At 75.5% G+C, this 24,759-nt stretch carries 16 protein-coding genes and 1 pseudogene; 12 read left to right on the plus strand and 5 right to left on the minus strand.

Annotation, left to right across the window (positions count from 1 at the left end):
* Positions 1–34 precede the first annotated feature (34 nt).
* The 7 genes and pseudogenes from GL259_RS14465 (at position 35) to GL259_RS14495 (ending at position 10,829) form a co-directional block, all read left to right on the plus strand.
* The gene (locus tag GL259_RS14465) at positions 35–1,501 is read left to right on the plus strand and encodes a hypothetical protein (protein WP_159532813.1); all 1,467 of its coding nucleotides are present in this window, start codon (positions 35–37) and stop codon (positions 1,499–1,501) included.
* 14 nt (positions 1,502–1,515) lie between these two features.
* The gene (locus GL259_RS14470) at positions 1,516–2,547 is read left to right on the plus strand and encodes a glutamate ABC transporter substrate-binding protein (protein ID WP_166461494.1); all 1,032 of its coding nucleotides are present in this window, start codon (positions 1,516–1,518) and stop codon (positions 2,545–2,547) included.
* Between the two features lie 62 nt (positions 2,548–2,609).
* A complete protein-coding gene (locus tag GL259_RS14475) occupies positions 2,610–3,959 on the plus strand; it encodes a hypothetical protein (protein WP_159532815.1) in 1,350 nt (449 codons plus the stop codon).
* A 22-nt stretch (positions 3,960–3,981) separates the two neighbouring features.
* Positions 3,982–6,612, plus strand: coding sequence for a serine/threonine-protein kinase (locus GL259_RS14480; protein ID WP_159532817.1), 2,631 nt, complete (start codon positions 3,982–3,984; stop codon positions 6,610–6,612).
* A gap of 3 nt (positions 6,613–6,615) precedes the next feature.
* Positions 6,616–7,965: a PP2C family serine/threonine-protein phosphatase gene (locus GL259_RS14485; protein ID WP_159532819.1), complete on the plus strand. Its 1,350-nt coding sequence runs from the start codon at positions 6,616–6,618 to the stop codon at positions 7,963–7,965.
* Positions 7,966–8,076: 111 nt separating this feature from the next.
* Positions 8,077–9,446, plus strand: a pseudogene (locus GL259_RS14490) (VWA domain-containing protein).
* An 84-nt stretch (positions 9,447–9,530) separates the two neighbouring features.
* Positions 9,531–10,829, plus strand: coding sequence for an FHA domain-containing protein (locus tag GL259_RS14495; protein ID WP_159532821.1), 1,299 nt, complete (start codon positions 9,531–9,533; stop codon positions 10,827–10,829).
* Between the two features lie 6 nt (positions 10,830–10,835).
* Here the strand turns inward: GL259_RS14495 and GL259_RS14500 are convergent, their stop codons facing one another.
* Positions 10,836–11,819: a methyltransferase domain-containing protein gene (locus tag GL259_RS14500; RefSeq protein ID WP_159532823.1), complete on the minus strand. Its 984-nt coding sequence runs from the start codon at positions 11,817–11,819 to the stop codon at positions 10,836–10,838.
* Between the two features lie 56 nt (positions 11,820–11,875).
* On the opposite strand from GL259_RS14500, the gene GL259_RS14505 reads away from it, so the two are divergent.
* The 4 genes from GL259_RS14505 (at position 11,876) to GL259_RS14520 (ending at position 19,675) form a co-directional block, all read left to right on the plus strand.
* Positions 11,876–12,289 carry a globin gene (locus GL259_RS14505; RefSeq protein ID WP_159532825.1) on the plus strand — a complete coding sequence of 138 codons (414 nt, stop codon included), beginning with the start codon at positions 11,876–11,878 and terminating at the stop codon, positions 12,287–12,289.
* A 163-nt stretch (positions 12,290–12,452) separates the two neighbouring features.
* Positions 12,453–15,719, plus strand: a complete 3,267-nt coding sequence (locus tag GL259_RS14510; protein WP_159532827.1) for an FtsX-like permease family protein — start codon at positions 12,453–12,455, stop codon at positions 15,717–15,719.
* Between the two features lies 1 nt (position 15,720).
* Positions 15,721–18,534, plus strand: coding sequence for an ABC transporter permease (locus tag GL259_RS14515; RefSeq protein WP_159532829.1), 2,814 nt, complete (start codon positions 15,721–15,723; stop codon positions 18,532–18,534).
* A gap of 94 nt (positions 18,535–18,628) precedes the next feature.
* Positions 18,629–19,675 (plus strand): ABC transporter ATP-binding protein, encoded by a 1,047-nt coding sequence (locus GL259_RS14520; protein ID WP_243762304.1) that lies wholly within the window; start codon positions 18,629–18,631, stop codon positions 19,673–19,675.
* Positions 19,676–19,885: 210 nt separating this feature from the next.
* Here the strand turns inward: GL259_RS14520 and GL259_RS14525 are convergent, their stop codons facing one another.
* The 3 genes from GL259_RS14525 to ettA are packed head-to-tail and all read right to left on the minus strand — an operon-like array spanning position 19,886 to position 22,645.
* On the minus strand, positions 19,886–20,557 hold the full coding sequence (locus GL259_RS14525) for a hypothetical protein (protein ID WP_159532833.1): 672 nt from the start codon (positions 20,555–20,557) through the stop codon (positions 19,886–19,888).
* On the minus strand, positions 20,554–20,976 hold the full coding sequence (locus GL259_RS14530; RefSeq protein ID WP_159532835.1) for a thioesterase family protein: 423 nt from the start codon (positions 20,974–20,976) through the stop codon (positions 20,554–20,556). Before GL259_RS14530 ends, GL259_RS14525 begins: the two co-directional genes overlap by 4 nt.
* A gap of 4 nt (positions 20,977–20,980) precedes the next feature.
* Positions 20,981–22,645: an energy-dependent translational throttle protein EttA gene (ettA, locus tag GL259_RS14535; RefSeq protein WP_159532837.1), complete on the minus strand. Its 1,665-nt coding sequence runs from the start codon at positions 22,643–22,645 to the stop codon at positions 20,981–20,983.
* Between the two features lie 324 nt (positions 22,646–22,969).
* Here ettA and GL259_RS14540 point away from each other — a divergent pair, with 324 nt between their 5' ends.
* Entirely contained in the window at positions 22,970–23,107 is a 138-nt protein-coding gene (locus GL259_RS14540) for a hypothetical protein (protein WP_159532839.1), read from the plus strand.
* Positions 23,108–23,158: 51 nt separating this feature from the next.
* Here the strand turns inward: GL259_RS14540 and GL259_RS14545 are convergent, their stop codons facing one another.
* On the minus strand, positions 23,159–24,568 hold the full coding sequence (locus GL259_RS14545) for a Cys-Gln thioester bond-forming surface protein (RefSeq protein ID WP_159532841.1): 1,410 nt from the start codon (positions 24,566–24,568) through the stop codon (positions 23,159–23,161).
* Positions 24,569–24,759: the final 191 nt, after the last annotated feature.

Below are 24,759 nucleotides of genomic sequence, written 5' to 3' on the forward strand. Positions count from 1 at the left end.
ACTTGCCGCGACGGATGGCCATGGGGGAGGTCAAGTGACACACACGCCGGACGGCAGCACGGCGCCACCGGGTTCCGCCCTGCCACCGCCGCCCGTCCTGCCGGCGGTACCGCCGCAGCCCTCCCCCGTCCCCGCTCCGGCGCCCGCGCCCGGCACCCAGCACCCCGCGCCCCAACCGCCGGAGGCCCGCCGCACCGCCTTCGCCGAGGGCGCGGACCGCCTGCGCCGAGCCGCCACCACCGAGCCCGGCCGCCTCCGCATCATCGGCGCGGTCCTCGCCGCCCTCGTCCTCGCCTTCGGCGCCGTCACCGCCTGGCAGACGAGCGACCGGACGGCCGCGGCGGACGACGTCCTGACCGGCAGTCAGCCGCTCACCTCGGACGCCGCCGACATCTACCGCTCCCTCGCCGACGCCAACACCGCGGCCTCCAGCGGCTTCCTCGCCGGCGGCCAGGAGACCGCCGCCTCCCGGGACCGCTACGAGGAGGGCATCCGCACCGCGGCCGCCAAACTCGTCAAGGCCGCGGCGGGCTCCGACCCCGGTTCCCCGTCCACGGCGACGATCGCCCGGCTCAACCGCCTGCTCCCCGAGTACAAGGGCCTGGTGGAGCGGGCCCGCACCTACAACCGCCAGGGCTTCCCCGTGGGCGGCGCCTACCTGCGGTACGCGAACGAGAAGATGCAGGAGGAGATGCTCCCGGCGGCGGAGGACCTCTACGAGAGGGAGAACCAGCGCCTGAGCGCCGACTACGCGGACGCGACCCCGTACCCCTGGGCCGCCATCGCCCTCGGCGTCCTCGCGCTGGCCGTGCTCGCCTGGGCCCAGCGCCGCACCTACCTGCGCACCAACCGCGTGCTCAACCACGGCCTGGTCGCGGCCACCGCGGCGACCACGGTGGTCCTCCTCTGGCTGACCGCCGGCCACAGCGTCGCCCGCTCGGGCCTCGACGACTCCCGCGACCACGGCGTGCGCTCGCTCAACGTGCTGTACGACGCCCGCATCGCCTCGCTGAAGGCCCGCGGCAACGAGAACCTCACGCTGGTGGCCCGCGGCGCCGAGACGAAGAAGGTCGGCGACGAGACCGTCGACGCCTACGACCACGACTTCGAGCGCGACATGGACGCCCTCGCCGAGGGCCTGGCCCGGGCGGAGCGGCTCGCGGACGACGACAGCGGCGCGCGACCGGTCACCTCGGCGGTGGGCGACATGACCGAGTGGCTCAGGCGTCACGAGGCCGCCCGCGAGCAGGACGAGAACGGCGACTACCGGCAGGCGCTGGCCATGGTGATCGGTGCCGAGGGCGCGACCGGCGAGTGCTTCGACAACGTCGACGAGAACCTGGCCACGGCGATCGAGCACGAGCAGGGCGAGTTCAAGCAGGCGGCCGGCGACGGCCGGGACGCGCTGACGGGCCTGCCGGCCGGCGCGGCCGGCCTCGCGGTCGTGGGCGCGGCCGGCGCGGTGCTGGGCATCGGCCGCAGGCTGTCGGAGTACCGGTGAGAGGGGGCGTGACGATGAACGCACGACGCGTACGGGCCGGCCTGAGGGGCTGGGGCGGCGTGGGCGCGATGGCCGTCGCCTGCGCCCTCGCGCTGGTCTTCGCGCTGGTGCTCACCCGCACCGGAGCCCCGGCCGACGACGCCGGCCGGTCCGTGGCCCACGCCGCCCCGGCCCGGGTGGACGAGGAGTGCGCGGACCCGGAGAAGCAGACCCTGTCCCCCTCCCGCGCGGACGGCGCGACCATCGAGGCGATCAAGAACCGCCGGGGCGAGAAGCGCAAGCTGATCGTCGGGGTCGACCAGAACAGCTACCACTGGGGCTACCGGGACCCCAACGGCGGTGAGAGCGGACGGCTCGAGGGCTTCGACATCGACCTGGTGCACCGCATCGCCGAGGACATACTCGGCGACCCGGACGCGGTCCAGTTCAAGGCGATCCCCACCGACCAGCGCATCCCGGCGATCCAGGCCGGCCGGGTCGACATGGTGGTCCGCACCATGACGATCAACTGCACGCGCCTGGAGGAGGTGGCGTTCTCCGCGCCCTACTTCCGGACGGGCCAGCAGGTCCTGGCCCCGAGGTCGTCACCGGTCGAGGGGTACGACGGGACGCTCGCGGACCGGAGGATCTGCACGGCGGCCGGCTCCACCGCGTACGCGAAGCTGGAGGAGGACAAGAAGGCCGGACGGCTCCCGGAGTCCGCCGACATCCGCACCACCGTCCCCAACCAGCTGGACTGCCTGGTGCGTCTGCAGCTCGGCGAGGTCGACGCGGTGGTCACCGACGGCGCGCTCGCGGCGAGCCAGGCCGCGCAGGACCCGACGGTCCGGCTCAAGGGCGAGGCCTTCACGACCGAGTACTACGGCGTGGCGATGAAGAAGGACGCGGACGACCTGGTCCGCCGGGTCAACCAGATCCTGGTGGAGTTCCGCGCGGACCCCGAGGACGGCTGGCAGGCCTCCTACGACAGGTGGCTGTCGGACACGCTGGGCGAGGACTCGTCGAAGTCGGAGCCACCGGCGCCCGTGTACGCGCGCGGGAACTGACCCGCGGAACGGACCGGCGACGCACCGCAACACCACCAACCACCCGCAGCGAGAGGTGATCGATGGGCGACACGGACCCCACCGGGCCGGTGATGGACCGGGACGAGGTGGACCGTGCGCTGGCGCGGCTCGGCGCCGAGCACGAGGCGATCGAGACCTCGCTCCTCGCCCTCCAGGACCACGCGGGCCGGAGGCTCCTGGAGGGCGCGCGGCTCACCGGGCTCACCCAGGAGCGCTGGACGGCCACGGAGGCGGCGATCACGCTGCTGTGGACGTACTTCGACGCCTACACGGACGCGTTGCGCACCGCCCGGGAGACCCGGGCCCGCCGCCGCTGGTCCAGCCGCGAGGACCTGGTGGAGCTGACGGAGCTGCTGCGCGGCGAGTGCGTCACGGTGGCCGGTTCGGCGGCCGCCGCCGCGGGCGCCCCGGCGCCGGACGGCCCGCGGGGGCGCCTCAGCGAGCGCTACTCCCTGGCGGCCCTCGTCGACCGGATGAACGAGCTGTACGCGTCCTCGCTCGACGTGGTCGTCGCCGCGGACGTGGTGTGGTCGGCGCTGCCCGCCCGGATCGACCTCCTGGCCGCCGAACTCCAGCGCACCCGCAAGCTCGCGCACTCCGTCGGGGTGCGCCCCGGCGAGCACCCGGCGGGCGACGACCTGGAGCGGATCACCCGCACCCTGACCCGGCTGCGCGAGCAGGTGATCTCCGACCCGCTGGCGTTCTGGCAGCCGGACCGGGGCAGTTCGGCGCCGGGCGGCGGCAGACCGGACACCACGGTGTACGACCGCGAGGCGCGCGCCCTGGAGGACGTGCGCCGCGAGATCGAGGCGGTGCTGACGGTCCGCCAGGACGCCGAGAAGCGCATCGTCCGGCTGCGGGACGTGCTGTCCCGCGCCGACCGCACCCTCGCCGAGGCCCGTACCGCCCGCGGCGAGGTGCTCGCGAAGATCGCCGCGACGGAGGTGCCGGTCGTCAGCGGACCGCCGACCGCGCTGCAGGAGCAGTTGTCGACGGCCGCCGAGTACCGCAGGCACGCCCAGTGGCACCGCCTGTCCCCCCTGCTGGAGTCCCTGGAGCAGAAGGCGGAGGACGAACTGCTGCGCGCCCGCGAGTCGCTGACCGCGGTCACCGCGCCCCTGGCGGTCCGCGCCGAGCTGCGCGGCCGGCTCGACGCGTACAGGGCGAAGGTGGCCCGGCACGGCCTCGCGGAGGACCCCGTCCTGGTGGAGCGGTACGAGAAGGCGCGCCGCATGCTGTGGAGCGCGCCCTGCGACCTGCGCGCCGCCGAGCAGGCGGTGCTGCGCTACCAGCAGGCGGTCGCGGAACTGCTCGGCACCGCGCCGCGGGTGCCCGGCCCGGGCGTACCGGATCAGGGCACGCCCGACGACCGGAGGGGGCCGGGCGCATGAGCGACGAGGGGGAGGCAGCCGCATGAGCCAGGCGGAGGAGGGGACGGAGAGCCGGACCCACGGCCAGGACCCGCACCGGGCGCGGCCCGCGGCCCCGGGCACCTGTCAGCGCCCCGGCTGCGACGGCACGTACGAGGACGTCGGCGGCGGCGAGCTGTACTGCGACACCTGCGGTCTCGCGCCGGTCGTGTCGGCGTCGGGGTCTCCCCCGCCCGAGCGCGGCCGGGAGCCCGGGGAGGGCATGGTCGGCTCGTCCCCGACCGGCGTCACGGGCGGCGGCCGGGACTCGCGCGGCTCGTCCGGCAGCGGCGGCCCCCGCTCCGGCAGCCGCGGTTCGCGCGCGTCGTCGCGGTCGTCGCAGTCGTCGAGGTCCCGCCGCTCGGTCTCGGGCCGGCTGTCCCGCTCGCTGTCGGGCCGGGCCACGGGCCGCTCGGTGTCGGTGCGCAGCTCCGGCTCCGGGGCCGGCTCCTCGAACCGGGGCCGGCTCGGCGCCGGACTGGTCCGGGTGCCGCCGATCCCGCGCCCCGACCCGCGCGCGATGGTGCTGGAGAACCCCGAGGTGCCGGAGCGCAAGCGGTTCTGCTCGCGCTCGGACTGCGGGGCGCCGGTGGGCCGGGCCCGCAGCGGCCGGCCGGGGCGCACGGAGGGCTTCTGCACCAAGTGCGGCCACCCCTACTCGTTCGTCCCGAAGCTGCGGGCCGGCGACGTCGTGCACGGCCAGTACGAGGTGGTCGGCTGTCTGGCGCACGGCGGTCTGGGCTGGATCTACCTCGCCGTGGACCGGGCGGTCTCCGACCGCTGGGTGGTCCTCAAGGGCCTGCTGGACACGGGCGACCAGGACGCGATGGCGGCGGCGATCTCCGAGCGGCGCTTCCTCGCGGAGATCGAGCACGCCAACATCGTGCGGATCTACAACTTCGTGGAGCACCTCGACCAGCGCACCGGCTCCCTCGACGGCTACATCGTCATGGAGTACGTGGGCGGCAAGTCCCTGAAGGAGATCGCCAACGCCCGCCGCACGCCGGAGGGCCGGCGCGACCCGCTGCCGGTGGAGCAGGCGTGCGCGTACGGCATCGAGGCGCTGGAGGCGCTCGGCCACCTGCACAGCCGCAACCTGCTGTACTGCGACTTCAAGGTCGACAACGCGATCCAGACCGAGGACCAGCTGAAGCTGATCGACATGGGCGCGGTGCGCCGGGCGGACGACGAGGAGTCGGCCATCTACGGCACGGTCGGCTACCAGGCGCCCGAGGTCGCCGAGGTCGGCCCGTCGGTGGCGTCCGACCTGTACACGGTCGCCCGGACGCTCGCCGTCCTCACGTTCGACTTCCAGGGCTACACGAACGTCTACGCGGACTCCCTGCCCGACCCCGACACCATCGAGGTCTTCCGGCGGTACGAGTCGTTCTACCGCCTCCTGGTCCGCGCCACCGACCCGGACCCGGCCCGCCGGTTCGCCTCCGCGCAGGAGATGGCCGAGCAGCTGACGGGCGTCCTGCGCGAGGTCGTCTCCCTCCAGTCGGGCCACGCCCGGCCGGCCCTGTCCACGCTGTTCGGCCCGGAGCTGCGGGTGACGGACACGGAGCTGTTCCCCGCGCTGGACGGGGACGCCTCCCGCCTGGGGGCCCGGCCGGTCCGCCCGCGCGGGGAGCGGTCCCCCGGGCGGTCCCTCCCCGCGCCCGCCGGAGCTCCCCCCGCCGCTCCGTCCGGCCTGCTCAAGCCGGTCGACTGCCCCGCCGCCGCGCTCGCCCTGCCGGTGCCGCACGTCGACCCCGCCGACCCCAACGCCGGTTTCCTCGCGGGTCTGCTGACGTCGGCGCCCGGGGAGCTGGTCCACGCGCTCGCCGCCGCGCCCGCCCCGTCGACCGAGATCCGGCTGCGCCAGGTCCGCGCCTGGCTGGAGACGGGCGAGCCGGACACCGCGCTGCGGGCGCTGCGCGCACTGGAGGAACAGGACCCCGACGACTGGCGGGTGGTCTGGTACCGGGGCGTGGCGGCCCTCGTCACCGGCGACCACGAGGGGGCCGCGCTCGCCTTCGACGCGCTCTACGACGCCTTCCCCGGCGAGACCGCGCCCAAGCTGGCGCTCGGCCTGTGCGCCGAGGTGCTGGGCCAGCTGGACAACGCCGCCGAGTACTACCGTCTGGTGTGGTCGACCGATCCGAGCCATGTGAGCGCCGCGTTCGGGCTGGCCCGCGTCCGGTTCGCGACCGGGGACCGGCACGGCGCCGTGCGGACGCTGGAGTCGGTGCCGGAGTCGTCCATCCACTACACCGCCGCGCGCGTGGCGGCCGTCCGCGCACGGCTGCGCGGACGCACCGCCGCCCCCGGTGACGTACCGTTCCTGGACGACCTGACCGCCGCCGCCGGGCAGGTCGAGGCCCTGGGGGCGTACGGTCTGGATCCGGCGCGCCGCGAGCGGCTGTCGGCCGAAGTCCTCGGCTGCGGGCTGGACTGGGTACTCTCCGGGGGCCAGGGTTCCGCCCCGCCCGCCGGGGGACGGACGCTGCTCGGCAGCGGCCTGGACGAACGGGGCCTGCGCTTCGGGCTGGAGCGCGCGTACCGCACGCTGGCCCGGCTGGCGCCGAGCGGCGAGGAGAGGATCGACCTGGTGGAACGTGCCAACCGTTACCGCCCCCGGACGTGGGTGTAGTTGATGTCGCAGATGCCCCAGCAGGCCGCTGTGCCGAAGTGCCCGAGCTGCGAGGAACCCCTCGAGTCGGGTGATCGTTTCTGCGGTGCGTGCGGATACGACCTGTCCGCGGTGCCCGCACGGCCGAAGGACGAGCCGACGGTCGCCCTGAACGGCTCGGTGCCGCCCCTGCCTCCGGCGCAGGCGCCGGCCGGCGGGACCGCGCGCCCCGCCCCCGCCGCGCCCCACCCCCCCGCCCAGGGGGCTCCCGTACCGCCGCCCCCGCCGGCGGCACCGCCCGCCGCTTCCTCCGGCGTGCGCTTCGACCGCCCCGCGCAGCCGGACACCCCGCCGGCCCCCCGGCAGCCCGGCGGCGTGGACCGGCCGGCCCAGCCCGACGAGTACCCGCTCCAGGCGCCGGACCCGCGGGTGGCCGCCGAGCCGGTGCGGGCCACCGGCGGCGCCGTCTGCGTGGCCTGCCGCGCGGGCCGGGTGGACGACGACGGCTACTGCGAGAACTGCGGCCACGCCCAGCCGCGCGAACGGGACCACATGGAACAGGAATCCGGCCCGATCGCCGCGGTCAGCGACCGCGGCCTGCGCCACCACCGCAACGAGGACGCCTTCGCCGTCGGCACCACCGCGCTGCCGGACGGCTCCCCCGCCTCGGTCGCGATCGTCTGCGACGGCGTCTCCTCGGCGACCCGCCCCGACGAGGCGTCACTGGCCGCCTCCCGCGCGGCGAACGAGTCGCTGCTCGCCGCCCTGCCGCGCGGTACGCACCCGCAGCAGGCGATGCACGACGCGATCGTCGCCGCCGCCGGCGCGGTCAACGCGCTGGCCGACGAGCCCGCGGGGGCCCGGGAGCACGCCCCGCACCAGAACGCCCCGGCCTGCACCATCGTCGGCGCCGTGGTCACCGACGGTCTGCTGGTCGTCGGCTGGGTCGGCGACAGCCGCGCCTACTGGGTGCCGGTCGACCGCTCCGCCCCGTCGGCCCGGCTCACCGAGGACGACTCCTGGGCCGCGCAGATGGTCGCCGCGGGCCTGATGGGCGAGGCCGAGGCGTACGCCGACCAGCGCGCCCACGCGATCACCGGCTGGCTCGGCGCGGACGCCTACGAACTGGAGCCGCACACCGCTTCCTTCAAGCCGGACCGCCCCGGTGTGGTCGTGGTCTGCACGGACGGCCTGTGGAACTACGCCGAGTCGGCCGAGGAGATGGCCGCGGTCGTCCCCGCCGACGCCGCCGCGCGCCCGCTGCACGGCGCCCGGGTGCTGGTCGGCCACGCCCTCGACGGCGGGGGCCACGACAACGTAACAGTGGCCCTCGTGCCGTTCCCGGCCGTCCCCCAGGGGGCAGGATCGGCCTGAGGCCGCGTACGGGAAGCCTCTCGCGGGGAGCCTCAACGGACCGGAGGGGACCGGCCCGTCATCCGTCGTCGCCCCGCGCCGCCGGGGCACCTGAGGGGGATCGAAGCAGGCATGGCCAATTTCTCGAAATCGAACGTGCCGCAGTTCTCGGTGGACGTCTACCAGAACGAGTACCTGCCGGAGGGCGCCGGCGAGGTCAACGCCATCGTCACGGTGACCGCGACCGGCGGCGGCACCATCGGCAGCGCGGTGGCGGCGCCCCACCTCTACCCGCCCGGCCAGGGACCGTCGGCGGCGGTGGTCCTGATGGTCGACTGCTCGGGCTCGATGGACTACCCGCCGACCAAGATGCGCAACGCCCGCGACGCGACGGCCGCCGCGATCGACGCCCTGCGCGACGGCGTGCACTTCGCGGTGGTCGGCGGCACGCACGTGGCCAAGGAGGTCTACCCCGGCGCCGGCCGCCTCGCGGTCGCCGACGCCACCACCCGCGACCAGGCCAAGCAGGCGCTGCGCAGGCTGAGCGCGGGCGGGGGCACGGCCATCGGCACCTGGCTGCGGCTGGCCGACCGGCTGCTGGCGTCGGTGGACGTGGCGATCCGGCACGGCATCCTGCTCACCGACGGCCGCAACGAGCACGAGTCGCCGCAGGACCTGAAGGCCGCCCTGGACGCGTGCGCCGGACGGTTCACCTGTGACGCCCGCGGGGTGGGCACCGACTGGGAAGTGAAAGAAGTCACAGCGATAGCCTCGGCCCTCCTCGGCACCGCCGACATCGTCGCCGACCCGGCCGGACTCGCCGCCGACTTCACGCGGATGATGGAGACCGCGATGGGCAAGGAGGTCGCGGACGTCTCCCTGCGGCTGTGGACGCCGGTCGGCACGACTGTGAGGTTCGTCAAACAGGTCGCGCCGACGGTCGAGGAGCTCACCGGCCGGCGCACCGAGGCCGGCCCGCGCGCGGGCGACTACCCCCTGGGTTCCTGGGGGACGAGTCCCGCGACTACCACGTCTGCGTCGAGGTCCCGCCCGCGGGCCTCGGCCAGGAGATGCTCGCGGCCCGGATCTCCCTGGTGATCGCCAACTCCCGCTCGGGCGCGGCCGGGAGCGCGGGAGACGGCGTGCAGAGCCTCGGAGCGCAGGGTCTGGTGCGCGCCGTGTGGACGGACGACATGGCCGCCTCGACGTCGATCAACCCCCAGGTCGCCCACTACACCGGGCAGGCCGAACTGGCGGAAGTCATCCAGGAGGGGCTCGATCTGCGCAAAGCGGGAGACATGGGCGGAGCAACGGCCAAACTGGGCCGCGCCGTTCAGCTCGCGAGTGCCTCCGGCAACGCGGATACTGCGAAACTGCTTGCGAAGGTGGTGGACGTGGTCGATGCCGCGACCGGTACTGTGCGACTGAAGACGAAGGTCGAGGAGGCCGACGAGATGACGCTCGAGACTCGGTCCACCAAGACTGTTCGTGTGAAGAAATGACCAAGAAGTGATCGAGCCCGGCCCCTCGGGGTCGGAGAAATCCGGCCGGAACCGGCCGGACAAAGGAGAGGGGGAAGCGCCGACATGCCGACCTGCCCGAACGGACACCAGTCGGGTTCCGACGACTGGTGCGAGGTGTGCGGTCACCGCATGGCGGGTGCCGTGCCCCCACCTCCTCCCCCGCCGCCCCCGGCCGGCGGTGGCTACGGGTTCCCGCCGCCCGCCGGCCCCGGTGGTCCCGGCGGCCCCGGCGGTTTCGGCGGTCCGGGGGGCCCCGGCGGCCGCCCCGCCGAGCTGTGCCCGCAGTGCCGCACGCCCCGGGAGGGCGCCGCGCCGTTCTGCGAGGAGTGCCGGTGGAACTTCCTGACGAACACCGCGACCTCGTACACCCCGGCCGCCCCGCGTCCGCCGGCCCCCGGTCCTGGTCCTGGTCCTGGTCCTGGCGGACCGTTCCAGCAGCCGCCCGGCCCGTCGTACGGCGGTGACTCCTTCGACTACCAGGGCTCGCGTCCCTCGCAGATGAACCGGCCCGCCGAGCCGATCCCGCCGGGCCCGCCCGGCTTCGGCGGCGACCCCTCGCGGCCGGTGCCGCCGCCGCCCGGCCCCGGCGGTCCCGGCCGTCCCGGTGGGCACAGCGGTCCCGGCGGTCCCGGCGGTCCCGGCGGTCCCGGTGCTCCGCAGGCGTTCCAGCCCGGGCCGCCCGCGCCGCCCGGATTCCCGCAGGAGACCGGCCGTCCGCAGCAGGGCGGACCGTCCTTCGGGGGCGGGGACGACGACTGGGTGATCTCCCCTCCGTCCGGCGGTCCCGGCGGCCCCGGAGGCATGGGCGCGCCCGGCGGTCCCGGAGGCATGGGCGGCCCCGGCGGCCCGAACGGCGCGGGTCAGCGCGGCGGGTACGGCTACCCGCAGCCCGGCGCGACCCAGGCGCCGCCCGGCCCCGGCGGTTTCCCGCACCAGCCCCACCCGCCCCAGGGCCCGGCGACCTGGACCGCGACCATCGGTCCGGACCGCGAGTACTTCATGGCGATGATGCAGCGCTCCGGCCCCGAGGCCGCGGGCCTGAACCTGCCCGCGTACTCGCCCGAGCAGCAGCGCACGCTCACCGGCAACCAGATCACCATCGGCCGCCGCCGCCACTCCACCGGCGACACCCCCGACATCGACCTGTCGACGCCGCCGGAGGACCCGGGCGTCTCGCACCAGCACGCGGTGCTGGTGCAGCAGCCGGACGGCAGCTGGGCGGTCGTCGACCAGAACTCGACGAACGGCACGACGGTCAACGGCTCGGACGAGCCGATCCAGCCGTTCGTCCCGGTCCCGCTCCAGGACGGCGACCGGGTCCACGTGGGCGCCTGGACGACGATCACGATCCGCCGGGGCTGAGCCCCCTCAGGGGGGCAGCGGCCAGACGTACGGCCCTCGGGGGTCGTCCAGCCACGCGCGGACGCCCCCGTCGCCGACCGTGAGGCCGTAGCGTTCGCGCTGCGGCCTCCCCTCGCGCTCCCACAGCTCGTACGCCTCCCGCGCGTCGAGGGCGCCGGCGGTCAGCACCAGCAGGAACCGGAACAGGTCGCTTCCCCGGGCCGGGCCCGGCAGCCCGCCCACGTCGGGCGGGTCCTGCCACGACCGGCTCGCGCCGCGCAGCGGGACGAAGTAGGCGGGCGTGTGCAGGAAGGGGCCCTCGGCGTGCCCGGCGTCGCGCACGGTGAGGGCGACGACCCCGGTGGCGAACGGGGTGAGGATCCGGGCGCCCGGGCGGCACTGCCCGAGCCAGGCGCGCGGGACGGAGGGCAGGACGCAGGTCGCGATGATCCGGTCGAAGGGGGCGCGGGCGGGCACCCCGCGCGCGCCGTCGCCGGTGACGACGGCCGGGTGGTATCCGGCGGCGTCCAGGTGCCGGCGGGCCGGCCCGGTGATCTCCGGATCGAGGTCGACCGTGGTGACCAGGTCGCCGGTGCCCAGGCGGTGGGCGAGCAGGGCGGCGTTGTAGCCGCTGCCGGTGCCGATCTCCAGGACCGCCCCGCCCTCCCGGACGCCCAGCTCGGCCAGCATCAGCGCCATGAGGGAGGGCTGGCTGCTGGAGGAGAGCAGTTCGCCGTCGCGCAGCAGGATCGCCAGCGGCGTGTCCTCGTACGCGCCGCGCAGCCACCGCTCCCGCGCCCGGGGGTCGGGATCCTCCTCCCACCGGCGCTCGTAGCCGCCGACGACGCCCACGTAGTAGGACGGCACGAACAGGTGACGCGGCACCGCGGCGAACGCCTCCCGCCACACCGGGTCGGCGTCGAACGCCCCGCTCGCGTCGATCTCCCGCACGAGGGCCGCCCGCAGCGAGACGGCGAGGCCGTCGCCGTTCCCGCGGTCCTGCCCGTCCACGACTCCACAGTAGGGCGGTCCTAGGCCTTGAGTCCTATGCCGCGGTGTCTGAGACCATGGACGACGTGACAGAGATTCGGCGCGGCACGCTTCAGGAGCAGACCTTCTACGAGCAGGTCGGCGGGGAGGAGACCTTCCGTCGGCTCGTCCACCGTTTCTACCAGGGGGTCGCCGGGGACCCGCTGCTGCGGCCCATGTATCCCGAGGAGGACCTGGGCCCGGCCGAGGAGCGGCTGCGGCTGTTCCTGATCCAGTACTGGGGCGGTCCGACGACGTACGGCGAGCAGCGCGGCCATCCGCGGCTGCGGATGCGGCACGTCCCGTTCAAGGTCGACCGGGCGGCGCACGACGCGTGGCTGAAGCACATGCGGGACGCCGTCGACGAGCTCGGCCTGTCCGAGGAGCACGAGCAGACGCTGTGGAAGTACCTGACGTACGCCGCGGCCTCGATGGTCAACACCCCGGACTGACACCGGCGCCCCCGTCCGGCCGGACGGCGCGCTCCGACCGGATTCCGGAGATCCCCTTTCGGAAAGCGATCACAATCCGGTCAAACCCGTGCCACGAACGCTTACCCGCGGCGACCGCCTCTGACAGCATCACCCGGAGGTCCGGACAACCACGGGGGGTTGGGTGGCTGCCGCAGGGGGGTCGGCGAGGTTCGTCCTCGCCCGCGCACGGGCTCACCGGCCGCTCCTCGTGGCCGCCCTGCTCACGGTCCTGCTGACCACGGCGGTCCTGGCGACCCTCACCGCCTACTCCGCGTCGATCGGCGACGCGGCCCTGCGCCACGCCCTGGCGGACCCCCGCAACGCCGCCGACACCGCGCTCGCCGTCGAGGCCGACGTGCCCGCCGGCCGCCGCGCCGCGGCCGGCGCCGCCGTGCGGGAGGGCGCCCGGAAGTCCTTCGACGGGCTGCCGGTGACCCTGCGCACCCTGACCCGGTCCGGCCCGTACGCCCTGCCCCGCCCGCCGGACGGGCGCGCGGAGCCGGACGAACCCGACCTCACGCACTTCGCGGCGCTGGACCGCACCCAGGTGCGGATCACCCGCGGACGGATGCCCCGGGCGGCCTCCGGGGCGACGATCGAGGCCGCGCTGCCCGAGGCCGCCGCCCGCCGCCTCGGCCTGGAGCCGGGCGCCCGCCTCCCCCTGGCCGACCGGCTCGGCGGACCGGCCGCGAAGGTGCGGATCACCGGCCTGTACCGGCCCGTGGACGCCGCCGCGCCCTACTGGCGGCTGGACGACCTGAAGGGCCGCGGGGTCGTCGAGCTGCACTTCACCACGTACGGCCCGCTGTTCGCCCACCCCTCCGTGCTCGCCGGGGACCGGGTCAGCGCCGGTGCGTCCGGCTGGCTGGCGTCGGCCGACTTCTCGGCGGTGGACACCGGGCGGATCGACGCGCTGCGCGAGGCGGTGCGGCGCGGCACCGCCGCCCTGCCCGGGGACGAGGCGCTGGGCGGCACGGCGACGGCGGCGAGCGCGCTGCCCGCCGTGCTGGACCGGGTCGAGCGCTCCCTGCTCGTCTCCCGCTCGACCCTGCTGGTCATCGCCCTCCAGCTGGTCCTCCTCGCCGGCTGCGCCCTGCTCCTGGTGGCCCGGCTGCTGGGCGCCGAACGCGCGGCCGAGACCCGGCTGCTGCGGGCGCGCGGCGGTTCCCGCGCCCGGGTGGCCCGGCTCGCCGCACTGGAGGCACTGCTGCTGGCCGTGCCCGCGGCGGCCTGCGCCCCGCTGCTGGCGGGCCCGCTCGCCGGGCTGCTCGCCGGACGGGGCCCGCTGGCCCGGATCGGGCTGGACCCGGACACCTCCGTCGGCTCGGTCGCCGGACGCGGCGCGGTGTGGCTGGTGGCCGCGGGGGTGGCCCTCGGCTGCGCGCTGGCCGTCACGGTTCCCGCGTTCACCTCCTCCTTCGCGGCCGGCCGCGCCAGGCCCCTGCCCGGCGCGGTGCGCGCGGGCGCGGACATCGGACTGCTGGTGGTGGCCGCCGTCGCGTACTGGCAGCTGAGCCGCCGGCCCTCCGGTGTCGTCGGCCGCGACCTCGGCGTCGATCCGCTGCTCGTCGCGGCCCCGGCCCTGGCCCTGCTCGCCGGCACGGTGCTGACGCTGCGGCTGCTGCCGCCGGTGGCGCGGCTGGCCGAGCGCAGGGCGGCCGCCGGCCGCGGGCTGCCGGGGGCGATGGCGGGCTGGCGGTTCAGCCGCCGGCCGATGCGCGGCGCGGGCCCGGTGCTGCTGCTGGTGCTCGCGGTGGCGCTGGGCGTGCTGGCGATCGGCCAGGGCTCCTCCTGGGAGCGCTCGCAGGACGACCAGGCGGACTTCCGGGCCGGCGCCCGGGTGCGCGTCACGGCCGCCGGGGAGGTGGAGTTCGGCCGCACCCAGGCGTACGCGGCCGTACCCGGGGTGCGCCGGGCCGCCCCCGCCGTGCGGACCACCGTGCCGCTGGCCGGCGGCCGGACGGGAACCGTGCTCGCGCTGGACACCGCCCACGCGGCGGACACCGTGCTGATGCGCTCCGACCTGGCCGCCGAGCCGGTGCGCGCCCTGCCGGCGGACCTGGCGCCGAAGGGCGGAACGGCGGGCGTGCGCGTACCGGCGGGCACCGCGCGCCTGGCGCTGACGGCGCGGATCCGGGGCGCGGACACCCGCCCGGCGGTCGATGTGGGGGCCACCTTGGAGGACTCCCACGGAACCCCGTACGAGCTGCCCCTGGGCCCGCTCCGGGCCGACGGGCGGACCCACACGCTCACCCTCGACCTCGGCGCGCTCGCCGAGGCGCCCCCGGGCGCGCTGACCCTGACCGGGCTCCGGCTGGACCTGTACCAGCCGGCCGGGCGTCCGGAGGACCACCGCTTCACCGTGACCGCGCTGACCGCCGCGGCAGCCGACGGCCGGGACCGGCGGCTGCCGCTGCCCGCCGGCTGGAGGCCGTCCGCGCACGACGGCAGCGAGGTGCCCCCGCCCGACGGGAGCGCCGGCCCGGCCCGGCCCCGCGTCACCTCGGCCGACCCGCTGACCGTCGCCTACGGCACGGGGCACGTCCCGGAGGACCTGTCCTGGCAGGCCTCGCCGCTCACGGTCCGCCTGCGGGTTGCGCAGCGTGCGGCGCCCGAGGTCGCCGCCGTGGCCACCGACCGCTACCTCGCCTCGGCCGGCGCCCGCCCCGGGCAGCGCGTGGACGTGCGGATCGGCGGTTCCACCGTCCCGGTGCGGATCGTGCGGGCGGTGCGGGAACTGCCGTCCGTGCCGAGCGGCGGGGCGGACGACGGCGGGGCCCTGCTGGTCGATCTGCGGTCCGTCAACCGGGTGCTCCGGGCGCGCCACGGCGAGGGCGTGGCGCCCACCGAGTGGTGGCTCGCGACCGCGCCGGGCGCGTCGGCGCGGGTGGCCGAGGCGCTGCGCGGCCGGCCCGACGTGGATCCGTCCCAGGTGGTGGTACGGGACGAGATCGCCGAAGAGCTGCGGGACGACCCCTTCGGCGCCGGGCCCGGGGCGGTGTTCGGCGCGGCGGCCCTCGCGGCGGCGGCGCTGACGGCGGTCGGGTTCGCGGCGAGCGCGGCGGGGTCGCTGCGGGAGCGGTCCGCGGAGTTCGCGGTCCTGCGCGCCCTGGGCGCCTCGCGGCGGCGGCTGGCCCGGGTGGTGGTCGTCGAGCACGGGGTGCTGGTCGGTCTGGCGCTGGCGGTGGGGCTGCTGCTCGGCGCGGTGCTGGCCCGGTCCGTGATCCCGCTGATCATGCTGACCGCCGAGGCCGCCCGTCCGGTGCCCCGGGTGCTGGTGGAGCTGCCGGCCGGGCGGGTGGCCGCGCTGCTGGCCGCGGTGTCGGTGACGCCGCTGCTGGTCACGGCGGTGCTGGCGCTGCGCCGGACGGACTCCGTGGCGTCGCTGCGGGAACGGGGAGGTGAGTGAGGTGAGCGCCCGGACCCCGAGGCGGCGGGTGGCCGTGCCCTGGGTGCGCACCCGGCTGCGGTCCGCGCCCGGCGCCGCGGCGGCCCTGGCGCTGCTGGTGGCGGTGACCGCGTTCCTGGCCGCCGCGCTGCCGCTCGCGGTCGACCGGTACGGCGACGCGGGACTGCGCCGGGCCCTGGAGACGGCCGGGCCCGACCGCACCACCGTGGAGCTGTTCGACCCGCCGGACGACTTCGCCGTGGAGCCGGGCGGGCCGGAGGCGGACCGGCGGGAGGCGGAACTGCGCCCGGACGCGCTGCGCGACTCCCACGCCACGATCCTCGCGGCGGCCGGCCGGTCCCTTCCCCTCGATCCGGGCCAGTCCTCCCGCGGTGTCCGCACCACCGAGGAACTGGTGGTCCCGGACCCCTGGCTGTCCCGGCCGGACGGCCTGCCCCCGCGCTTCTCGCTCGTCGCGCAGAACGGGCTCGCCGGCCACGCCCGGCTGCGGGCGGGCCGCCTGCCCCGGGCCCAGGGCGCCGTCACCGCGGCGACGGGGACCGTCGAGGCCGCCGTCAGCACCGGCACGGCACGGAAGCTGGGCATCGAGGTGGGGTCCGTCGTCCACGTCCCCGGCGCGGAACGCGCCCCGCTCGCGGTGCGCGTCACCGGCGTCGTCGACCCGCGCGCGCCCCGGGAGGCGTACTGGTCCACCGATCCCCTGCTGCGCGAGCCGCACCTGACGACCGTCCTCGGCGACCCGGAGCGCAGACAGTACTGGGTCGGCGCGCTGCTGCTGGCACCCGGCGCCGCCCCGGCGATGCTGGGCACGCCCGGGATGCCGGAGCGGTACTGGCGGCTGGCCCCGTCCGTCTCCGGTCTGCACGCCCACGACCTGCCCCGGCTGACGTCGGCCGTCGCCTCCCTGGTGTCGGGCCCGCTCCTGCGGCAGGCGCGCACGGCCGCCTCCCCGGCCGTGGAGGCGGAGACCTCGCTCGACGACGTGCTCGCCGACCACGCGCGGCTGCGCTCCGCCATCGGCCCGCTGGTCGCCGTCGCCGTCTTCGGCACCGGCACCGTCGCCGCCGCGGTGCTGCTCATGGCGGGCGGTCTCACCGCCGAGCGGCGCCACGCCGAACTCGCGCTGCTGCGCGCCCGCGGCGGTTCCCTGCGCGGGCTCGCCGGCCGGCTGCTGGGCGAGACGGCGGTGGTCGCCGTGCCCGCGGCCGCGCTGGGACTGGCCGCCGCGGTCCTCACGGTCCGCGGGGCCCGGCCGGCGCACTCCGTGGCCGCCGCCGGCGCCGTCGCCCTCCTCGCCTGCGCGGCCCTGCCGCTGCGGGCCGTCGCCGCGCACCGTGCCGTACGCGTGCACACCGCCCGCGGGGACGTCGCCTCGGCGCGTCCCTCGAGGCGCCGCACGGTCGCCGAACTCACGCTGCTCACGCTGGCGGCGGGCGCGGTGGTGGCACTGCGCACGCGCGGCGTGTCGGACGGACCGGAGGGGACGGGCACCTCGGGGGCCTCCGGAGCCTCGGGGGCCTCGGGTGTTTCGGGGGACCACCTGGTGTCCCTGGCCCCGGTGCTGGTGGGGGTCATCGCCGCCCTGGTGCTGGTACGCCTGTACCCGTTGCCGCTGCGCGGGCTGGCCCGTCCGGCCGGGCGGCTGCGGGGCGTGGTCGGCCACCTGTCGCTGGCCCGCGCGGGCCGTGCGTCCGGCTCCGCGGTGCTTCCCCTGCTGGCGCTGCTGACCGCGCTGACCACCGCGGCCTTCGGCGGCTCCGTCCTCGGCGGCGTGACCGAGGCCCGGGAGCGCGCGGCCGTGCTCGCCGTCGGCGCGGACGCCCGTGTCACGTCGCTGCGGCCGCTGCCGCCCGGCCTGGCCGACCGGGTCCGGCGCGTGCCCGGTGTGCGCGGGGTCACCCCCGTCGGGATCTCCTACGAGGCCCAGCCCCAGGACGGCCGGATGACCTTCCCGGTGGCCGGCGTCGACCCGGCCGGCTACGCGGCCCTGGCCCGGCACACGGACCTCGGCGCCTTCGACCGGGACGCGCTGGGGGCGGCCGGGGCCTCCGGTGCGAAGCCCCTGCCCGCCCTGGCCTCCCCCGCGGTCGCCGACCACTACGGCACCCGGCCGTTCGCGGTGCGCCTGGACGACGGCGCCTTCGTCACCGTGCGGATCGTGCTGGTGCGGGAGCTGACCCCGGCGCTCGCCGGCCAGGACTTCCTGGTCGTGGACCGGTCCGGGCTCCCCGCCGGCTCCGCCCGCCCCACCTCGCTGCTGGTGACCGGCGACCAGCCGGACGCGGCCGCGCTGCGCGAGGCCGCGGGCAGCGGGACACAGGTCCGGGTGCGCTCCGAGGAACTCGCCCGCCACGTGGACCTGCCCCTCCAGTCGGGCGCCGAGCGCGTCTACACCGCGGCGGTGGCGGCGAGCGCCGGATACGCCGTCCTCGCCCTGCTGCTGACCCTGCTGCGCGCCGCCCCCGAGCGCGCCGCGCTGCTGGCCCGCCTGCGCACCATGGGCCTCACCCGCGCCCAGGGCCGCCGTCTGCTCGTCCTGGAGTCCCTTCCGCAGGCCCTGCTCGCGGCGGTCGGCGGCATCCTCACGGCCTGGGCCGCCGTCCGGCTGCTCTCCCCCGGTGTCGACCTGACGACCATCGCCCTGTCCGCCTCCTCGTCCCCGGCCGGACGGGCGGTGCTGCGCACCGACCCGGTGTCGCTGCTGGTGCCGGCGCTGGCGTCGGTGGCGCTGACCGTCGGGATCGCGGTGGCGCAGGCGTGGTGGACGGGGCGCAGGGGGTCGGTGCGGGAACTGAGGGCGGGCGATGCCCGATGAGACGGCCGGACGACGACGGGCGGCCCCCGGCGGCACCCCCGCCTCCCGCACGCCCCCGGCCCCGACCGACCGACACCCGCCCGGGAGGCCCCCGATGACCTCGAACCCCTCGAACCCCTCGAAGACATCGAATACTTCGAAGACCTTGAAGCTCTCGGACACCCCGCACCCCACGCTGGCCGACCTGGCGGACCGCGCCGCGGCCGACCGCGGCCGCCCGGCCTTCGGCCACGACGCGCTCATCACCTGCGACCGCCTGGTCCGCGTCTTCACCGCGGACGGCGTGGAGGTGCAGGCCCTCCAGGGGCTGGACCTCCTGGTGCGCGAGGGCGAACTGATGGCCCTGGTGGGCGCCTCCGGCAGCGGCAAGTCCACCCTGATGAACATCCTGGCCGGCCTGGACACCCCCACGGCCGGCGCGGCCCGGGTGGCCGGCCGCGACCTGCTCGCGATGAACGCCCGGGACCGCCTCGCCTACCGCCGCGAGGTCGTCGGCTTCGTCTGGCAGCAGACCTCCCGCAACCTGCTGCCCTACCTGACGTCGGTCCAGAACGTCGTCCTGCCGGTGCAGCTCGCCGGCGTCCGGGGCCGGTCCCGCGGCGCGCGCCGCGCCCGGGCCGAACGCGCCCTGGAGCTGCTGGAGCTGCTGGAGGTCGCCGACTGCCGCGACCGTCTCCCGCACCAGATGTCCGGCGGCCAGCAGCAGCGCGTCGCCATCGCCGTGGCCCTCGCCAACCATCCGTCGGTGCTGCTCGCCGACGAGCCCACCGGCGAGCTCGACTCCCGGACGGCGGAGCAGATCTTCACCGCGTTCCGCACCGCGAACGAACGGCTCGGCACGACCGTCGTGATCGTCACCCACGACCAGGCGGTCGCGAGCGAGGTCCGCCGCACGGTCGCCATCCGCGACGGCCGCACCTCCACCGAGGTGCTGCGCCGCAGCGAGGTCGACGCCGCCACCGGTCACGAGACCGTGGTCGCCCGCGAGTACGCCATGCTCGACCGCGCCGGCCGCCTCCAGCTGCCCGCCGAGTACACGCAGGCCCTCGGCATGCGCGACCGCGTGGCGCTGGAACTGGAGCCGGACCACATCGGGGTGTGGCCGGACGACAGCGAACGGGACCGAGGCGACCGGGACTGAGGCGACCGGGACCGAAGTGACCAGGACCGAAGTGACCAGGACCGAGGCGACCGGGGCCGCGGAGAACGGACCCGCGGAAACGGGGGCGGCAAAAACGCGACCGCGGAGGACCGGGCCGGTGCTCCGGAACCGAAGGACCGGAACCCGAGGGCCGGTATCAGAGGCCTGGAACCCCGGGACCGGGCCCGGGGAGGGAGCCCCGCGGCGGCCTCAGCGCACGCTGAGGCCCAGCGAACCGAGTCCGGCCCCGCGCACGGCGACCGACCCGTAGGGCGTCCGCAGCCGGAGCCAGGGCCCCGAGGAGAACAGCCCCAGCTCGCCCCCGCGCAGGAAGCCGAGCGACTGGGCCGCGTGCACCGCCCGCACCGGGAGGCCGGTCCCCGCGATCGTGCGGGACCAGATCTCCCGCCCGATCCGGTCGAGTTCGGCACGGGTGCGCCGCTCCGGCTCCAGTTCCTCGGTGCGGGAGCGGAACTCCGCGACCGAGGCGGCGACGAGCTCCCGCAGCGCCCGGGGCTCCGGCAGCCCGGGCTCGGCCCGCCAGCCGCCGCGCGGCGGCAGCACCCCGGCCCACGGCGGCCCGGTCACCGCGTCCGGCACGGCGGCCGTGGCGGCGGCCTCGTCCACCGAGTCCAGCAGCTCGCCGGCCGACACGGTCACGTCCAGCGTGACGTCGAGCCCGTTCTCGTAGGGCTTGGCGAGCCGCACGGCGCGGATCGCGAGCACCTCGAAGGAGGGCGGCCGCCCGAAGACGGCCAGCGCGGTGCCGGCCGCCTGCAGCCGTACCGCGGCCGCACGGTCGTAGTGCAGCAGCCGGGAGAGGAAGGCAGCGAGATCCGCCGCCTCCCCCTCGTCGGCGAGGTGGAGCACCGTGACCGTCATGCGGCGACGGCCTCCTCCTCTTCGTCCGCGGCGTCGTCCGCGTACTCCTGGAGGAACTCCCGCTCCTCCGCGGTGATCCGGCGCGGACGCTGTGCCTCGAAGTCGAACGGCACGATCACCGTCGACGCCGTGACGTAGACCTGGTCGCCGTCCTTCACCTCGTAGGCGAGGGTGAAGGAGGCGGCCCTGATCTCGGTGACCCACAGCTCGATGTCGACCGGGTGGTGCCGGTGGACGAGCTGCCGCTTGTAGTCGATCTCGTGGCGCGCCACCACGGACCCCTGCTTGAAGTCCTTCTCCGGGCGGAACAGGAAGTCGATACGGGCTTCCTCCAGGTAGCGGAGGAAGACCACGTTGTTGACGTGACCGTACGCGTCCATGTCCGCCCAGCGCAGCGGGCAGCGGTAGATGTGGCGCAAGAGATCAGCCCCGGGTCAGCTTCTTGTAGGTGGCGCGGTGCGGACGCGCCGCGTCCGGGCCGAGCCGCTCGATCTTGTTCTTCTCGTACGACTCGAAGTTGCCCTCGAACCAGAACCACTTGGAGTCGCCCTCGTAGGCGAGGATGTGCGTGGCGACGCGGTCCAGGAACCACCGGTCGTGGGAGACGACCACGGCGCAGCCGGGGAACTCCAGCAGCGCGTTCTCCAGGCTGGACAGGGTCTCGACGTCCAGGTCGTTGGTCGGCTCGTCGAGGAGCAGCAGGTTGCCGCCCTGCTTCAGGGTGAGCGCGAGGTTCAGGCGGTTGCGCTCACCGCCGGAGAGCACGCCGGCCGGCTTCTGCTGGTCCGGGCCCTTGAACCCGAAGGCGGAGACGTACGCCCGCGACGGCATCTCGACCTGGCCGACGTTGATGTAGTCCAGCTCGTCGGAGACGACGGCCCACAGCGTCTTCTTGGGGTCGATGTGCTCGCGGCTCTGGTCGACGTAGGAGATCTTGACGGTCTCGCCGACCTTGATCGTGCCGGAGTCGGGCTGCTCGAAGCCCTGGATCATCTTGAACAGCGTGGTCTTGCCCGCGCCGTTCGGACCGATGACGCCGACGATGCCGTTGCGCGGCAGCGTGAAGCTCAGGTCGTCGATGAGGACCTTCTCGCCGAAGGCCTTGCTGAGGTTGTTCACCTCGACGACGACGTTGCCCAGGCGCGGGCCCGGCGGGATCTGGATCTCCTCGAAGTCCAGCTTCCGCATCTTCTCGGCCTCGGCGGCCATCTCCTCGTACCGCGCGAGACGGGCCTTGGACTTGGCCTGCCGCCCCTTGGCGTTCGACCGCACCCACTCGAGCTCTTCCTTGAGCCGCTTCTGCCGCTTGGCGTCCTTCTGGCCCTCGACCTTGAGGCGGGCGGCCTTGGTCTCGAGGTACTTGGAGTAGTTGCCCTCGTAGCCGTGCAGGCGGCCGCGGTCGACCTCGCAGATCCACCCGGCGACGTTGTCCAGGAAGTACCGGTCGTGGGTGACGGCGACGACGGTGCCCTCGTACTTGGCGAGGTGCTGCTCCAGCCAGTTCACCGACTCGGCGTCGAGGTGGTTGGTGGGCTCGTCGAGCAGCAGCAGGTCGGGCGCCTCCAGCAGCAGCTTGCACAGCGCCACGCGGCGCTTCTCGCCACCGGAGAGGTTGGTGACGGGCCAGTCGCCGGGCGGGCAGCCCAGCGCGTCCATGGCCTGCTCCAGCTGGGCGTCGAGGTCCCAGGCGTTGGCGTGGTCGAGCTGCTCCTGCAGCTTGCCCATCTCGTCCATGAGCTCGTCGGTGTACTCGGTCGCCATCTGCTCGGCGATCTCGTTGAACCGGTCGAGCTTGCCCTTGATCTCGGCGACACCCTCCTGGACGTTCTCCAGGACGGTCTTCTCCTCGTTCAGCGGGGGCTCCTGCAGCAGGATGCCCACGGTGTAACCGGGCGTGAGGAAGGCGTCGCCGTTCGACGGCTGCTCCAGTCCCGCCATGATCTTCAGAACGGTCGACTTACCGGCACCGTTCGGGCCGACGACACCGATCTTCGCCCCCGGCAGGAAGCTCAGGGTGACGTCGTCGAGGATCACCTTGTCGCCGTGCGCTTTGCGCGCCTTGCGCATGGTGTAAATGAACTCAGCCAAGAGAAACCGTCCGGCAGCTTGAAATCTGGCAGTGGGCAGATACACCCCATCTTGCCGCACCGCCACCCCAGGGACGAAACGCGTTCGGTGCGAGCCCCCTGACATGGGGTTTCACCGCCGGATCCCGCCGCCCGACCGTCGTGACCGGCCGCCGCCGGTCGGCCTCGGGACCCCGGACGGCCCGGGGAGGCCCCGGAGAGGACCCGGGGGCGGCCCGGCAGGCCCCCTCCCTCCCGGCGGCTGCCGAGCGGAGGGAGGGCGCGCGCCCCTTTCACAGCCTGGGGAAAGGCGGTGGCGTCCGTGGGGTGCCACTCGAGGAGCAGGATGGTGGCGTCGTCCGTGAGCTGGTGCCGCTGGGAGGCGGGGACGGCGTGCACCAGGCGGCAGCACGCGCCCCGCTCCGCGCTCGGCGCCCGCTTCGCCGGCACCGGCACCCCCGCGACGCGCACCCCGAAGGTTTGACGCGCTCAGCACACCCCGCGATTCCTCCGGGGGCGGCCGTCGCGGTGGTGCTCAGCTTCCGGCCGGGGTCCGCCTGCGGCGGGTGACGACCAGGCCCGCTCCGCCGAGGACGACCAGGCCGATGGCGGTGCCGGCGATCCACGGGGTGGCGCCGGAGGCTCCGGTCTCGGCGAGGTTGGTGTCGGTGGGCGCGCCGGCGAGGGGGGTGGGGCTCGGTCCACCGAGGGTGTGGGTGGTGGTGCCGATCTCGGCGGCCCGGGTCCGGCAGTCGAGCACGCCGGTGAACCGCTGCTCGAAGCCGCCCGACCCCTCGACCGTGAAGTCGTACGGCCGGTCCTCGCTCAGCGCGACCGTCACCGTGCGGGTCTCGCCCGGCGCGACGGTGTGCTCCAGGCCCGCCAGCTCGAAGGTGAAGGGCGCGTCGCCCTGGTTGGCGGCGGTGACGTCCACACCGCCCTTCGCACAGTTCTCGCGGGCGGACAGGGCCGGTATCGGACCCCTCTCCGCCCAGGTGGCGCTCGCCGTCGCCGAGACCGTCGACTCGCTCGACCCGGCCAGGATCTGGGTCTGGCTCCGGCTCTCGGAGGCGAACGCGCGGCCGACCGGCACCGTGGTGGAGGCCTGCGCGGTCAGCTGGGCCGTGTCCGCCGCCGTGTCCTCGGGCACGTCGAAGAACACCTGGCTGCCGTCGGTGGCCGTGGTGACGGGCTCGCCGTTCCCGTCGACGATCCGCACCCCGCTCGTGGCGGCGTCCGCCGGCGGGGAGAGCGTCACGCTGCGCGCGTCCGTGCGCACCGTCACGGGCCCGAGCCGCTCGCCCGGGCGGCCGGAGACCGCCGGCGGATCCAGGGTCAGCGACGCCCTCGGCTCCCGCTGGTTCCGGGCGTTCTCGTGCAGGTAGTCCGCGAGCTGCTCGGCCTGCGGGTCGAGGGCGTCCACGTCCACGTCGTCGGAGTAGCGCCAGATGGCCACCTGCGTACCGGCCGCCGCGTCCTGCTCGGTGAGCTGGCCGCGCACGCCCGCCCGGTCGGCGAGTGCCGCGAGGTCGTTCACCTGGGGGTAGGAGTTCTGCAGGATCCAGCGGATCCGGCCGGCGTTCCCGTTGGTGCCCAGCGAGGTCCCGCTCCAGGGGGTCTCGTGGTACCTGGCGTCCTTCTGCGTGGGCGTGTGGATGTCGACGCAGTACGTCTGCAGCATGCCGCCGCCCTCGACGGACATCTCGAACAGGCCCGCCGGCACCTGCTGGTCCCCGGCGGCGTCGCGTATCACGGCCGCGCCGTACGTCTTCAGCCCGCCTATGGTCGCGACCGCCCCGCTCTGCCCCGGCGCCGCCTCGTCGGCGACGGCCGTCCCGGCACAGGCCAGCACACCGGTGGCGGCGAGCCCGGACACCAGCGCTCCGGCGGCGAGGCGGGCCGCCCCGCGTCCGCACGCGGACAACGCGGAGAACGAAGCAAACACCGAATTCCCTTCCGAGCAGGACCCGTTGTCGTGGGGGGCGGTCCCACCAGCACAATCACCGGCCCCGAGAGTCCCCGGAAGCCATGCCCGGCATCCTAAGGACGCGGCGTCATCGCGCTTGCCGATGATCCGTTCGGATGAGTGATCCGACTCGGAATCGTTATCGCCGGGACCGTTGCGAGCCGGGCCTG

It is taken from the genome of Streptomyces sp. Tu 3180, from assembly GCF_009852415.1.
Lineage (GTDB): Bacteria > Actinomycetota > Actinomycetes > Streptomycetales > Streptomycetaceae > Streptomyces.